This is a genomic window from Enterobacter cloacae complex sp. GF14B, assembly GCF_004136805.1.
GTDB lineage: Bacteria > Pseudomonadota > Gammaproteobacteria > Enterobacterales > Enterobacteriaceae > Enterobacter > Enterobacter hormaechei_C.
In genome coordinates, this window is sequence record NZ_QFRV01000016.1 from 1 (window position 1) to 14,891 (window position 14,891).

Sequence of the window (14,891 nt, forward strand, 5' to 3'; positions counted from 1 at the left end):
CTGTCTGGTGGGCGGCGTGGAGCACATGGGCCACGTGCCGATGAGCCACGGGGTCGATTTCCATCCAGGTATGAGCCGCAACGTGGCGAAAGCCGCCGGTATGATGGGCCTAACCGCCGAGATGCTCTCCCGTCTGCACGGCATCAGCCGTGAGATGCAGGATGCCTTTGCCGCTCGCTCGCATGCCCGCGCCTGGGCCGCCACGCAGTCTGGTGCCTTTAAGAATGAGATCATCCCGACCGGCGGTCACGACGCAGACGGCGTACTGAAGCAGTTCAGCTATGACGAAGTCATCCGCCCGGAAACCACCGTTGAAGCGCTTTCCACCCTGCGTCCGGCGTTTGATCCGGTCACCGGTACGGTAACGGCGGGCACCTCGTCTGCCCTGTCCGACGGTGCCGCCGCGATGCTGGTGATGAGCGAAAGCCGCGCCCGCGAATTAGGCCTGACGCCACGCGCCCGCGTGCGTTCGATGGCGGTCGTGGGCTGCGATCCATCCATCATGGGCTACGGCCCGGTTCCGGCGTCAAAACTGGCGCTGAAAAAAGCGGGGCTGAGCGCAAGTGATATCGACCTCTTTGAGATGAACGAAGCGTTCGCCGCGCAGATCCTGCCGTGCATTAAGGATCTGGGGTTGATGGATCAGATCGACGAGAAGATTAACCTCAACGGCGGCGCGATCGCCCTCGGACACCCGCTGGGCTGTTCCGGGGCGCGTATCAGTACCACGCTGATTAACCTGATGGAACGCAAAGATGCCCAGTTTGGTCTGGCAACGATGTGTATCGGGTTGGGTCAGGGGATCGCGACAGTGTTTGAGAGGGTGTAAATTAATTGAGAGAGTGTAAATAAGGAAAAGTATCTCAAAGCCAATGACGTCAGAACAAGGCGGCAAGCGAGCGAATCCCGATGAGCTTACATTAGTAAGTGATTCGGGTGAACGAGCGCAGCCAACGCAGTTATGGCGCCATTGGCGAAGAGAGACAGTTTAGTTGCCGTTCTTCCCGCCTGTCAGGGGCGGGTTTTTTACGTTATTGCAGCAGCGAAATATCCGCCACGCGCAGGAACAGCTCACGCAGTTTCTCAAGCATCGAGAGACGGTTAATCCGCAGCTCTTTATCTTCCACGTTCACCATCACCTTCTCGAAGAAGGCGTCGATGACGTCACGCAGCTCCGCCAGCTCCACCAGCGCTTCCTGGTAGCGACCTTCCGCGAAATACGGCTCCAGCTTGTCGCGCAGCACCACAACCTGCATCGCCAGAGAAATCTCTTCCGGCTCTTTCAGGGTTGCAGCGTTTACGCGATCGTTCAGCGTCTCGTCGGATTTCGCGAGGATGTTGGATACGCGCTTGTTGGCCGCGGCCAGCGCAGACGCCGCTTCCAGCGTACGGAAGTGGGATACCGCTTTCATACGCGCATCGAAATCTGCCGGACGGGTCGGACGACGCGCCAGCACCGCCTGAATGGTATCAACGGAGTAACCTTCGTCCTGATACCACGCGCGGAAACGACCGAGCATAAAGTCGATAACATCATCCACAACCTTCGCGTTGGTCAGCTTATCGCCGTACAGACGTACCGCTTCTTCGGTTAGCGTTTGCAGATCGAGGTTCAGGTTCTTCTCAACGATGATTCGCAGCACGCCCAGCGCAGCACGACGCAGCGCAAACGGGTCTTTGTCGCCTTTCGGATGCTGGCCGATACCGAAGATACCCGCCAGGGTGTCCATCTTATCGGCAATCGCTACGGCGCAGGCCACCGGGTTGGACGGCAGTTCGTCACCCGCAAAGCGCGGCTGATACTGCTCGTTCAGGGCAACCGCCACGTCTTCCGCTTCGCCATCGTGACGCGCGTAGTGCATACCCATCACGCCCTGGGTGTCGGTAAATTCGAACACCATGTTGGTCATCAGGTCGCACTTGGAGAGCAGGCCCGCACGGGTAGCGTGGTTAACGTCGGCGCCAATTTCACGGGCAATCCAGCCGGACAGCTCCGCGATACGGTCGGTTTTGTCGCGCAGCGTACCCAGCTGCTGCTGGAACAGTACAGTTTGCAGACGCGGCAGGTTATCTTCCAGACGTTTTTTACGGTCTGTGTTGAAGAAGAACTCGGCATCCGCCAGACGCGGACGCACCACTTTCTCGTTACCGGAGATAATCTGGCTCGGATCTTTCGATTCGATGTTCGCCACGAAGATGAAGTTTGGCAGCAGCTTGCCGTCGTTGGCGTAAACCGGGAAGTACTTCTGGTCACCCTTCATGGTGTAAACCAGCGCTTCTGCCGGAACGGCCAGGAATTTCTCTTCGAATTTCGCGGTCAGTACAACCGGCCATTCGACCAGCGAGGTCACCTCTTCCAGCAGGCTGTCGCTCAGGTCAGCGTTTCCGCCAATCTTGCGCGCCGCTTCTTCTGCGTCCGCTTTAATTTTGGCTTTACGCTGTTCGTAGTCGGCAATCACTTTACCGCGTTCCAGCAGGATCTGTGGATACTGGTCGGCATTGTCGATGGTGAACTCCGGCTCGCCCATAAAGCGATGGCCGCGGATCACGCGATCGGACGCCACGCCCAGAATGGTCGCCGGGATAACGGTATCGCCCAGCAGCAGGGTCACGGTGTGAACCGGACGCACAAAGTGAACGTCGGACGCGCCCCAGCGCATCAGCTTAGGGATTGGCAATTTTGCCAGCGAGGTCGCGATCATGTCAGGCAGCAGCGCTTCGGCGCTTTCGCCTTTCACATGGGCACGATACAGCAGCCATTCACCTTTGTCGGTGGTCAGACGCTCGGCCTGATCAACGGTGATGCCGCAGCCGCGCGCCCAGCCTTCTGCCGCTTTGCTCGGCTTGCCTTCCGCGTCGAACGCCTGAGCAATGGCCGGGCCACGTTTTTCAACTTCGCGATCCGGCTGGGACGCCGCCAGGTTTGCCACTTTCAGCGCCAGACGACGCGGCGCAGCAAACCACTCAATTTTACCGTGCGCCAGGCCAGCGTTATCCAGCTCAGCAGTGACGTTCGCAGCAAAAGATTCAGCCAGGCTGCGCAGGGCTTTTGGTGGCAGCTCTTCAGTGCCGATTTCCACCAGGAAAGTTTTCTCAGACATGGCCGCCTCTTATTTGTTTCGGTTGCACATCGGGAAGCCAAGGGCTTCACGGGACGCGTAGTAAGCTTCTGCAACGGCTTTGGTCAGGGTACGAATACGCAGAATGTAGCGCTGACGTTCAGTCACGGAGATCGCTTTGCGGGCATCCAGCAGGTTGAAGCTGTGGGCAGCCTTCAGAATACGCTCGTAGGCAGGCAGCGGCAGCGGAGTCTCCAGCGCCAGCAGCTGCTGGGCTTCTTTCTCGTACTGCTCGAAGCAGGTGAACAGGAAGTCCACGTCCGCGTATTCGAAGTTATAGGTGGATTGCTCCACTTCGTTCTGATGGAACACGTCGCCGTAGGTGGTTTTACCCAGCGGGCCGTCGCTCCAGACCAGGTCGTAAACGCTGTCTACGCCCTGAATGTACATGGCCAGACGTTCCAGACCATAGGTGATTTCGCCGGTAATCGGTTTACATTCCAGACCACCAACCTGCTGGAAGTATGTGAACTGGGTCACTTCCATGCCGTTCAGCCACACTTCCCAACCCAGACCCCAGGCACCCAGCGTTGGGTTTTCCCAGTTATCTTCCACGAAACGAATGTCGTGAATGGTTGGATCCATACCCAGCTCTTTCAGTGACCCGAGGTACAGTTCCTGAATGTTGTCGGGTGATGGCTTAATCACCACCTGGAACTGATAGTAGTGCTGCAAACGGTTCGGGTTTTCGCCATAACGGCCATCGGTCGGACGACGGGATGGCTGCACATAGGCGGTCGCCATTGGCTCTGGCCCTAACGCGCGCAGGCTAGTCATCGGGTGTGAGGTGCCTGCGCCAACTTCCATGTCCAAAGGTTGAACAATGGTGCAGCCCTGACGAGCCCAGTAATCCTGTAAGGTCAGGATCAGGCCCTGGAAGGTCTTGGTATCAAACTTTTGCATAGTATTTCGTGCTGGATACGTGTGGTTTTAAATGGAAGGGATCAGTATACCCGCTGGCTGCAAGATATACAGTACGAAACGGGGTTGTTTAGGGAAAATTGGGGAATAAGCCCTACAGCCAGAACCTGCGAAGGCTCTGGTTGCTGCTTATCCGAGCAATTTAGCGCATTGAGAGATGTAAAAACTGGCCGTCTGCATCAAAAGAGCAGACAAAGCCCTCTTTACGCGCCGTATAGCCTTTCAGTTCATAGCTGCCCTGAAAGCGCTCGAAGCCGTTTATATGAATTTTCTGTGCTTCAGAATTATAGCGGTGAGCCGCCTGATCCCTGCACAGCTGTTCCATATTCAGGGAACGCTCCGGGCTCATTTTCCCCTGCTGCGCTTTTTGGACAGGTATCTCCTCAGAAGCACTGCATCCTGTTAATAAGAGCAGCAGAAAGAGTGACACCCCACGCTTCATCATCATTTTTATTACCGCCCTGGTCAGTGGCTGTTATTTTTAGTAGCAACACGTTTATAGATTAAAGTCCGTCATTCTGCGAATCTCGCCAGCTCCCTACAAGTTAGCCTGGCTAAACTCAGAATTTTCCAAGGGAAAAGTTTTACGCAATCGCAGTCACACTTTCTTTATCAGGAATACAGAGGAACTGATGCAGTCAAAAATTAACTGGATTGATAACCTGCGGGGAATAGCCTGTCTGATGGTGGTGATGATCCACACAACGACCTGGTATGTCACGAACGCGCACAGTATCAGCCCTGTTAACTGGGATGTCGCCAATGTTCTGAACTCGGCCTCCCGCGTGAGCGTCCCGCTGTTCTTTATGATTTCCGGTTTTCTCTTTTTTGGCGAGCGTAGTGCACAGCCGAGACATTTCATCCGTATTGTCTCCTGTCTGCTGTTTTACAGCGCGATTTCGCTGCTCTATATCGTCCTGTTCACTTCAATTAACGCTGAACGTTCCCTGCTCAACTTGTTGCAAAAACCGGTGTTCTATCATCTATGGTTTTTCTTCGCGATAATCGTTATTTATCTTGTTTCACCGTTAATTCAGGTAAAAAACGTCAACGGTAAAATGCTGCTGGCGCTGATGGTGGTCATCGGGATCATGGCCAACCCGAATACCGTCTCACAGAAAATTGATGGCTTTGAATGGCTGCCCGTTAACCTCTATATCACCGGGGATACGTTTTATTACGTGCTGTACGGCATGCTGGGGCGCGCCATTGGCATGATGGAGACGCAAAAGCGAGGAATAAACTGGCTATGCGCGGCCGCGTTTCTCGTCGGTGTGTTTATTATCTCTCGCGGGACGCTGCATGAGCTGCAATGGCGCGGCAACTTTGCCGATACCTGGTATCTGTACTGCGGCCCGATGGTCTTTATCTGCGCAATCTCTCTGCTGACGCTGGTTAAAAACACCCTGAATGCCCGCCCGCTTCCGGTGCTGGGGTTTATCTCTCGCCACTCGCTGGGCATTTACGGTTTTCACGCGCTGGTGATCCACGCCCTGCGCACCCGAGGCGTTGAGCTTAAAAGCTGGCCGGTGCTGGATATTGTCTGGATATTTACCGTTACGCTGGTTGTCAGCCTGCTGCTGTCAATGTTGCTGCAAAGAATCGATACGCGCCGGTTTGTGAGCTAACCCGGTTGAAGGCTGGCAGGCCGGGTAAGCGTTAGCGCCACCCGGCTCCTGTTTATGACATTAGCGGTAAAAGCTGCTGATAGATTTTGCGGAAAACGTCTCGTCTTTCAGCGTAGCGAGCATGATTTTTCGCATCAGGACGATGCTGCTGTTCAAGCGGCAGCTGGGGCAAAAGCTGGGGCAGTGGTTTATCCCGGTTCAGCGCAATTTGCGCCAGCCGTGCCGCACCGAGCGCCGGGCCGACATCGCCTCCCGTACGATAGTCCAGCTGCAACCCGCTGATATCGGAAAGCATTTGCCGCCAGTAGCTGCTTCGCGCACCGCCGCCAATTAACGTAATGCTGGATGGCGTCAGTCCACAGTCATGCACGACATCCATTCCGTCCGCCAGAGCATAGCCAACGCCTTCAAGCACCGCGCGCGCCAGCTCTGCCGGGCCGTGCTGATGGGTAAGACCGAAGAACACCCCTTTCGCTTCCGGGTTGTTATGAGGCGTCCGCTCGCCGGAAAGGTACGGTAAAAACCAGACCGCACCGGCATTATCATCCGCCTGCTGTGCCGCTGCGATAAGCGCCGGGACGTCCGCCATTCCGGTTAGTTTTGCCGCCCAGTCGAGGCAGGAAGCCGCGCTCAGCATCACCGACATTAAATGCCATTTACCCGGCAACGCGTGGCAGAAGCTGTGTACGGCGCTTCCAGGATTGCTACGATACCCGTCACTGACGGCAAAATAGACACCGGAAGTGCCGAGCGAGAGCATGGCCTGTCCTGCCTCGACCATCCCCACGCCGACCGCCCCCGCCGCATTATCGCCGCCGCCAGCGACGACAGGTACGGCTGGCATATTCCAGCGTTCAGCAACAGAAGGCTGCAAAGCGCCCGTGATTTCGCTGCCTTCAAACAGCGCAGGCATATGATCGCGCGTCAGCTGGCAGGCATCCAGCATCGCCTCGCTCCAGTCCCGTTTCGCCACGTCGAGCCACATCGTGCCCGCGGCGTCAGACATGTCGCTGGCAAAATCCCCCGTCATGCGAAAACGCAGGTAGTCTTTCGGCAACAGAACCTTCGCCACCTGGCGAAAAATATCAGGCTCATGGCGCTGCACCCACAGGAGTTTTGGCGCGGTAAAACCGGGCATCATCAGGTTGCCCGTAATCTCGCGGGACGCAGGCACACGTTCCTCAAGGATCGCGCACTCTTCCGCACAGCGGCCATCGTTCCAGAGAATAGCCGGGCGCAGAACGCGATGCTGGCTATCCAGCAACGTTGCGCCATGCATTTGTCCGGCGATGCCCAGCGCTTTAACGTCGCGCAGGCTGTGCTGCTCGCCTAAGGCTGTCATCGCGCGGTCCGTCGCCTGCCACCACTGCTCCGGATCTTGTTCCGACCAAAGCGGATGCGGGCGTGAAACCTGCAACTTTTCAGTCTGCGTGGCTAACACATCGCCCTGCTCGCTTAACAGGATGGCTTTCACCCCCGACGTGCCAAGATCGATCCCGATATACATGTGGTGACTCCTTTGACAGAAATGCCCGGTGGCGCAGCGCTTACCGGGCATGAATGCTGTTATTTATCGAACAGGTAGTGATTGACCAGGTTTTCCAGCAGCTCCTGATGGCCGCTCTGATGCTGCGGCGCAAGCTGATGCTGTTCAGCGTACTTCGCGATCTCCGCAAGCGATAACTGACCTTTCAAAATTTGCTGGCCCAGCTCACTGTTCCAGCCGCTGTAGCGCTTCGCCACGCGCTTATCCAGCTCACCGTCTTCAATCATACGGGCTGCCACTTTCAGCGCCAGCGCCATGGTGTCCATCGCGCCAATATGCCCGTAGAACAGATCGTATTTGTCGGTGCTCTGGCGACGCACTTTGGCGTCGAAGTTCAGGCCGCCGGTGGTGAAACCGCCCGCTTTGATGATCTCGTACATCACCAGCGCATTCTCTTCCACGCTGTTCGGGAACTGGTCGGTATCCCAGCCCAGCTGTGGATCGCCACGGTTAGCATCGACAGAGCCGAAGATGCCCAGCGCAATCGCAGAGGCAATTTCGTGATGGAACGAGTGGCCCGCCAGGGTAGCGTGGTTAGCCTCAATATTCACTTTGATCTCTTTTTCCAGACCAAACTGCTTCAGGAAGCCATACACGGTGGCGACATCATAATCATACTGATGCTTGGTTGGCTCCTGTGGTTTTGGCTCAATCAGCAGCGTGCCGCGGAAACCGATTTTGTGTTTGTGGTCCACCACCATCTGCATAAAGCGACCAATCTGCTCACGCTCCTGACGCAGGTCGGTATTCAGCAGCGTTTCATATCCTTCACGACCGCCCCAGAGTACATAGTTCTCACCGCCCAGCTGATGCGTGGCGTTCATCGCAGTCACGACCTGGGTTGCCGCCCAGCTGAAGACTTCCGGATCCGGGTTGGTTGCCGCGCCCGCGCCATAGCGAGGGTTGGTAAAGCAGTTAGCCGTACCCCAGAGCAGCTTGACGCCACTTTGCTGCTGTTTTTCAGCCAGTACGTCGACCATCTGCGCGAAGTTGTTCAGATACTCTTTCAGCGATGCCCCTTCCGGCGACACATCCACATCGTGGAAACAGTAGTACGGCACGTTCAGCTTATGGAAGAACTCGAACGCGACGTCGGCTTTACGCTTCGCCAGCTCAATGGCCTCGCCCGGCTGTTGCCATGGACGGTCAAAAGAGCCCACGCCGAACATATCGGCACCGTTCCAGCAGAAGGTGTGCCAGTAGCAGGCGGCAAAGCGCAAGTGATCTTCCATGCGCTTACCCAGCACCAGCTCATCCGGGTTGTAGTGACGAAATGCTAAAGGATTGGTCGTTTTCGTGCCTTCGAAACGAACGCGATCGAGTTGGTCGAAATAAGCTTGCATATTGAGCTCCATAATCAGGGTATGCGGCGTGGTCTTGCTTCTGGAGTAATAGTGAATAGACATTGGAGGTTGCTCAATTACGTTATTTCACACTGCTATTGAGAGAATGCGCAATTGTGCGCTGGCTCGCAAAATAATGTGCAGACAAACTATTTTTCGGCGCGCATTCCAGAATCAAATGTAATTAATAGGTTACGCTTTTTAAAATCCGATCGCGGTCATAAATTCAGAAATAAACCAAATATCGTAATGAGAAGATAAAAATCTGTAATTGCCAGCAGGCCTTTCCACGTTAAAAATTTGCTGCGTCTCAGCAGTGAATGTTTCTTTTATCTCAGCTACACATACCCCTACAAAAAGGCCTAATAATTATGAAGATAAAGAACCTGACCCTAACGCTCTGCACTACTCTCCTGCTTGCAAGCTTTGCCGGCCACGCCAAAGAGGTCAAAATCGGCATGGCGATTGATGACTTACGCCTGGAGCGCTGGCAAAAAGATCGCGATATCTTTGTTAAAAAAGCGGAATCTCTCGGCGCGGAGGTGTTCGTTCAGTCCGCTAACGGCAACGAAGAGACGCAAATGTCGCAAATCGAGAATATGATCAACCGTGGCGTCGATGTGCTGGTCATTATCCCGTATAACGGCCAGGTATTAAGCAACGTGGTGAAAGAAGCGAAACAGGAAGGCATAAAAGTCCTGGCTTATGACCGCATGATTAATAATGCCGACATTGATTATTATATTTCGTTCGACAATGAAAAGGTGGGCGAATTACAGGCTAAAAGCCTGGTCGCAAAAGTGCCTCAGGGGAATTATTTCCTGATGGGCGGCTCGCCCGTGGATAACAACGCCAAACTGTTCCGCCAGGGACAAATGAAAGTGCTGAAGCCGTATATCGACGAGGGCAAAATTAAAGTCGTCGGCGACCAGTGGGCTGACGGCTGGTTACCGGAAAACGCGCTGAAAATTATGGAAAACGCGTTGACTGCAAATAACAACAAAATCGATGCGGTGGTGGCCTCTAACGATGCCACTGCGGGTGGCGCCATTCAGGCGCTGAGCGCGCAGGGTCTGGCCGGGAAAGTCGCTATTTCCGGACAGGACGCCGACCTTGCGGGTGTAAAACGCATCATCGCGGGTACCCAGACCATGACGGTGTATAAGCCCATTACCGAGCTTGCCAATACGGCCGCCGAAATTGCCGTTGAGCTGGGCAATGGCCAGCAACCTAAAGCAGACGCGACGTTAAATAACGGCCTGAAAGACGTACCTGCTCGCCTGCTTACCCCTATCGAAGTCAACAAAGAGAATATTGACGCCACCGTGGTGAAAGACGGTTTCCATAAGAAGAGTGAACTGTAATCCAGCGCAGCCCCTGCCCGGCAGGGGCGCATCGACCTGCCCTGTACATCTGTCGGGCCATGCGGAGCAGTTATGTCTTATTTACTTGAAATGAAAAGCATCACCAAAGCCTTCGGGGCGGTGAAAGCAGTCGATAACGTAAGCCTGCGGCTGAATCCCGGCGAAGTGATGTCGCTGTGCGGCGAAAATGGCTCGGGAAAATCCACGCTGATGAAAGTGTTGTGCGGGATCTATCCGCACGGCAGCTACGAGGGCGAAATCGTCTTTGCCGGCGAGGTGCTCCAGGCCACGCACATTCGCGATACCGAACGTAAAGGCATCGCTATTATTCACCAGGAGCTGGCGCTGGTGAAGCACCTTACCGTGCTGGAAAATATTTTTCTCGGCGCCGAACTCTCACGCCACGGCGTACTGGATTACGACACCATGACGCTGCGCTGCGAAAAACTGCTGGCCCAGGTGAGCCTGGCTATCTCACCGGATACGCGCGTGGGCGACTTAGGTTTGGGCCAGCAGCAGCTGGTGGAGATCGCCAAGGCGCTGAACAAGCAGGTACGCCTGCTGATCCTCGACGAGCCAACCGCCTCACTCACCGAACAGGAAACCGCCGTTCTGCTCAATATCATCCGCGACCTGCAAAACCACGGTATCGCCTGCATCTATATTTCGCACAAGCTCAATGAGGTGAAAGCTATTTCCGACACCATCTGCGTCATCCGCGACGGGCAGCACATTGGCACGCGTGAAGCAGAAGGCATGAGCGAAGATGACATCATCACCATGATGGTGGGTCGCGAACTCACCGCACTGTATCCCAACGAACCACACACCATAGGCGAAGAACTCCTGCGCGTGGAAAACCTGACGGCGTGGCATCCCGTTAACCGCCACATCAAGCGCGTGGATAACCTCTCCTTCTCGCTGCACCGCGGCGAAATTCTCGGTATTGCGGGTTTAGTGGGTGCCGGAAGAACCGAGGCCGTGCAGTGTCTGTTTGGCGTCTGGCCGGGGCGCTGGGAAGGCAAAATTTATATCGACGGTCAGCCGGTAAAAATCGACAACTGCCAGCAGGCCATTGCCAAAGGCATTGCTATGGTGCCCGAAGACCGCAAAAAAGACGGCATCGTGCCGGTCATGGCGGTGGGAAAAAATATCACGCTGGCGGCGCTCAGCCAGTTTTCCGGCGCGCTGAGCAGCCTGGATGATGCCGCAGAACAGCAGTGTATTCTTCAGTCACTTGCCAGGCTCAAGGTGAAAACCTCCTCGCCGGAACTGGCGATAGGTCGCCTGAGCGGCGGCAACCAGCAGAAAGCGATTCTGGCGCGCTGCCTGTTGCTTAATCCGCGCATTTTAATTCTGGACGAACCCACGCGCGGGATCGATATCGGCGCGAAGTATGAAATCTACAAGCTGATCAACCAGCTTGTGCAGCAAGGGATTGCCGTCATTGTTATCTCGTCCGAATTGCCTGAAGTGCTGGGGCTGAGCGACCGCGTGCTGGTCATGCATGAAGGGAAACTCAAAGCCAACCTGAACAACCAGAACCTGACGCAAGAGCAGGTGATGGAAGCTGCCTTAAGGAGCGAACGCCATGTCGAAAAGCAACCCGTCTGATATCAAAGTCGCTGTTCCGACGCCCGGTGCGTTCGCAGGACTTAAATCGCTGAATCTGCAAGTTTTTGTAATGATTGCCGCCATTATCGTGATCATGTTGTTCTTTACCTGGATGACCGATGGCTCCTATTTGAGCGCACGTAACGTTTCTAACCTGCTGCGTCAGACCGCCATCACCGGGATCCTGGCGGTGGGGATGGTCTTTGTGATTATCTCAGCGGAAATTGACCTGTCAGTAGGGTCGATGATGGGTCTGCTCGGCGGCGTGGCGGCAATTTTTGACGTCTGGCTCGGCTGGCCGCTGCCGCTGACGATTGCGGTCACGCTGGTACTGGGTCTGCTGCTGGGGGCGTGGAATGGCTGGTGGGTGGCCTACCGTAAGGTCCCGTCGTTTATCGTCACCTTAGCGGGGATGCTGGCCTTCCGCGGCATTCTGATTGGGATCACCAACGGCACTACCGTCTCCCCGACCAGCGCCTCGATGTCCCAGATTGGCCAAAGCTACCTCTCTGATGGCGTCGGTTTTACGATCGGCGTGGTTGGGCTGATGGCGTTTGTCGCGTGGCAATGGCGAGGACGCATGCGTCGCCAGGCGCTGGGGCTGGCCTCGCCTGCTTCAACCTCGGTTGTCGGCCGTCAGGCGCTTACTGCGGTGATTGTACTGGGCGCCATCTGGCTGTTAAACGATTATCGCGGCGTCCCAACGCCCGTTCTGCTGCTGGCGCTGTTGCTGTTAGGTGGGATGTTTATGGCCACGCGTACCGCATTCGGTCGCCGTATTTATGCCATCGGTGGCAATCTCGAAGCCGCGCGTTTGTCCGGCATTAACGTAGAACGCACCAAACTCGCCGTCTTTGCCATCAACGGCCTGATGGTGGCCATCGCGGGGCTGATCCTCAGCTCACGTTTGGGGGCGGGCTCCCCCTCTGCCGGTAATATTGCCGAGCTGGACGCCATCGCCGCCTGCGTGATTGGCGGGACCAGCCTCGCCGGGGGCATTGGCAGCGTGGCGGGGGCGGTGATGGGCGCATTTATTATGGCTTCGCTGGATAACGGGATGAGTATGATGGACGTGCCGACGTTTTGGCAGTATATCGTCAAGGGTGCCATTCTTTTGCTGGCAGTCTGGATGGACTCTGCCACCAAGCGGCGCGCCTGATAACAGTATCGTGACTAATTTGGGAAATAAGCCATGTTTGAAAAGCGTCACCGCATTACGTTGTTATTCAATGCCAACAAAGCCTATGACCGGCAGGTGGTTGAAGGGGTTGGCGAATATTTGCAGGCGTCGCAATCCGAATGGGATATTTTCATCGAAGAAGATTTCCGTACCCGTCTGGAGAACATCAAAGACTGGCTGGGCGACGGGGTCATCGCTGACTTTGACGACCCCGTGATTGAACAGTTGCTGAGTGGCGTTGACGTGCCTATCGTGGGCGTTGGCGGCTCTTATCATACACCGGAACATTATCCTCCCGTTCACTACATCGCCACGGATAACCATGCTCTGGTCGAGACCGCCTTCCTCCATTTAAAGGAGAAAGGCGTCCATCGTTTTGCGTTTTACGGATTGCCCGCCACGAGCGGAAAGCGCTGGGCGATGGAGCGTGAGTATGCCTTCTGCCAGCTGGTTGCCCAGGAGAAGTATCGCGGCGTCGTTTATCAGGGGCTGGAAACCGCGCCAGAAAACTGGCAGCACGCACAAAATCGTCTGGCTGACTGGCTGCAAACGCTGCCGCCCCAGACAGGGATTATCGCCGTGACGGACGCCCGCGCCCGCCACGTATTACAGGTGTGCGAACATTTGCATATTCCGGTGCCTGAAAAGCTGTGCGTGATTGGTATTGATAACGAAGAGCTTACGCGCTATCTGTCGCGCGTGGCGCTCTCATCCGTGGCTCAGGGTACCCGTCAGATGGGCTATCAGGCCGCAAAGCTGCTGCACAGACTGTTAGACAACGAATCCCTGCCGCTCCAGCGTCTGCTGGTTCCTCCCGTTCGCGTGGTCGAACGTCGCTCAACTGACTACCGCTCATTAAACGATCCGGCCGTGATTCAGGCGATGCACTACATTCGCAATCATGCCTGCAAAGGGATTAAGGTCGATCAGGTGCTCGATTCGGTCGGCATATCACGTTCGAATCTGGAGAAGCGGTTTAAAGAGGAAGTGGGTGAGACGATCCACGCCGTGATCCATGCGGAAAAGCTGGAGAAAGCGCGCAGTCTGCTGATCTCCACCTCGCTGTCGATCAACGAGATTTCACAGATGTGTGGCTATCCGTCGCTTCAGTATTTCTATTCGGTGTTCAGGAAAGAGTATGACACCACGCCGAAGGAGTACCGGGAACGGTACAGTGAAGTCCTGCTCTAGAAAAAAGAACGCCTTCCAGTGGAAGGCGTTTTTCATTACATATGTGCGGCAATCAGACGCTGGTTATCCTGGTACATGGAGAACAGGTAATTGTTATAACGCTGTCCCTGAGTGGAATAACCTTTCAGCTTATGGATCATCGCCGTGGCCGTCACTTCCTGATCCGCCTTACGCAGCTGAGCGCGTGACTTACGGAACGAGGAATAGGCCGGGTGGGTGTTCAGGTTCACCACGTAGGCATTCACGGAATCTTTCACCGATTCAAACTGTGAATAGCCCTTCACCTTGCCGGGCGCGTTAGTACAACGACCTTTTACGCATTTCATGCCAAACAGATTGTTGTTGTTGCGCGCCAGCTTCGAGGTGCCCCAACCGCTTTCGGCGGCGGCCATTGTCGCGACCATACTGCCTGGAATGATGTCCACACGTTCTAACAGTGAGTTCCAAGGCACGCGACGCGTGTTCCCGCTCCACTTCACTTTATAGCGTTTGGCGATATCTTTCAGGCGAGTGCGCTCAGACGGCGACCAGCGGCTGTCGTACTGTTTGGAGATCAGCCAGTTACGATCCGCAGTAATCGCGGCATTTTGGCTTTTAATGTAAGGCATTACCGTCCGGAGAAACGCTTTTTTCCTTGGTGTCCCGGAAGGGTATTTTCGCAAATCAGGAAGTGAACTACTCTTTGCACTATTGCGAGAATACTCTTGTTTACTGCTAACCTTACTGCTTGTCGTCTTTATTACGTGGGCTTTCTTACTCGTTGTATCCGTGTGCGTCTTTGCAAGCACCTCACCTGAAAATGCCATGGTGAGTAACATGAGTATCGCGGCCCCATATCGTCGAATGGGAGTCGATATCATTAGGTCTCCTGGTCGGATATAAACATTCCAACACCTTATTTTCTTCAAAAATTTGAGAGCGGAATCTCAAATCGTACCAAAAATAGTCTTCAAGAGCACGTCTATAAATAGTCCAATTCCGAAAC

At 55.1% G+C, this 14,891-nt stretch carries 12 protein-coding genes; 6 read left to right on the plus strand and 6 right to left on the minus strand.

The window, feature by feature from the left end:
• The coding region (gene fadA / locus DD606_RS07945) for an acetyl-CoA C-acyltransferase FadA (protein WP_129258497.1) at positions 1-829 on the plus strand (829 nt) is incomplete at its 5' end.
• Positions 830-1,031: 202 nt separating this feature from the next.
• On the opposite strand, the gene glyS is transcribed toward fadA, so the two are convergent.
• From glyS to DD606_RS07960, 3 genes are all read right to left on the minus strand, one after another.
• Positions 1,032-3,101 (minus strand): glycine--tRNA ligase subunit beta, encoded by a 2,070-nt coding sequence (gene glyS / locus DD606_RS07950; protein WP_129258499.1) that lies wholly within the window; start codon positions 3,099-3,101, stop codon positions 1,032-1,034.
• Between the two features lie 9 nt (positions 3,102-3,110).
• Positions 3,111-4,022, minus strand: a complete 912-nt coding sequence (glyQ, locus tag DD606_RS07955) for a glycine--tRNA ligase subunit alpha (RefSeq protein WP_003860141.1) — start codon at positions 4,020-4,022, stop codon at positions 3,111-3,113.
• A 160-nt stretch (positions 4,023-4,182) separates the two neighbouring features.
• Positions 4,183-4,488, minus strand: a complete 306-nt coding sequence (locus DD606_RS07960) for a YsaB family lipoprotein (protein WP_017693801.1) — start codon at positions 4,486-4,488, stop codon at positions 4,183-4,185.
• 184 nt (positions 4,489-4,672) lie between these two features.
• Here DD606_RS07960 and DD606_RS07965 point away from each other — a divergent pair, with 184 nt between their 5' ends.
• Positions 4,673-5,668: an acyltransferase gene (locus DD606_RS07965; protein WP_045895513.1), complete on the plus strand. Its 996-nt coding sequence runs from the start codon at positions 4,673-4,675 to the stop codon at positions 5,666-5,668.
• A gap of 52 nt (positions 5,669-5,720) precedes the next feature.
• Here the strand turns inward: DD606_RS07965 and xylB are convergent, their stop codons facing one another.
• Positions 5,721-7,175 carry a xylulokinase gene (gene xylB / locus DD606_RS07970; protein WP_045337123.1) on the minus strand — a complete coding sequence of 485 codons (1,455 nt, stop codon included), beginning with the start codon at positions 7,173-7,175 and terminating at the stop codon, positions 5,721-5,723.
• Positions 7,176-7,234: 59 nt separating this feature from the next.
• Complete coding sequence (gene xylA / locus DD606_RS07975; RefSeq protein WP_026080557.1) at positions 7,235-8,557, minus strand: xylose isomerase; 1,323 nt, start codon at positions 8,555-8,557, stop codon at positions 7,235-7,237.
• Between the two features lie 371 nt (positions 8,558-8,928).
• On the opposite strand from xylA, the gene xylF reads away from it, so the two are divergent.
• The 4 genes from xylF to xylR all read left to right on the plus strand — a co-directional run bounded on the left by xylF (position 8,929) and on the right by xylR (position 13,906).
• Positions 8,929-9,921 (plus strand): D-xylose ABC transporter substrate-binding protein, encoded by a 993-nt coding sequence (xylF, locus tag DD606_RS07985; RefSeq protein ID WP_006808602.1) that lies wholly within the window; start codon positions 8,929-8,931, stop codon positions 9,919-9,921.
• 72 nt (positions 9,922-9,993) lie between these two features.
• Positions 9,994-11,535, plus strand: coding sequence for a xylose ABC transporter ATP-binding protein (locus DD606_RS07990; protein WP_015572746.1), 1,542 nt, complete (start codon positions 9,994-9,996; stop codon positions 11,533-11,535).
• Positions 11,513-12,694: a xylose ABC transporter permease XylH gene (gene xylH, locus DD606_RS07995; RefSeq protein WP_003860151.1), complete on the plus strand. Its 1,182-nt coding sequence runs from the start codon at positions 11,513-11,515 to the stop codon at positions 12,692-12,694. The genes DD606_RS07990 and xylH overlap by 23 nt, the downstream gene beginning before the upstream one ends.
• Before the next feature lie 33 nt (positions 12,695-12,727).
• A complete protein-coding gene (gene xylR / locus DD606_RS08000; RefSeq protein WP_003860152.1) occupies positions 12,728-13,906 on the plus strand; it encodes a D-xylose utilization transcriptional activator XylR in 1,179 nt (392 codons plus the stop codon).
• A gap of 35 nt (positions 13,907-13,941) precedes the next feature.
• Here the strand turns inward: xylR and DD606_RS08005 are convergent, their stop codons facing one another.
• Positions 13,942-14,766 carry a protein bax gene (locus tag DD606_RS08005; protein ID WP_022652025.1) on the minus strand — a complete coding sequence of 275 codons (825 nt, stop codon included), beginning with the start codon at positions 14,764-14,766 and terminating at the stop codon, positions 13,942-13,944.
• Positions 14,767-14,891: the final 125 nt, after the last annotated feature.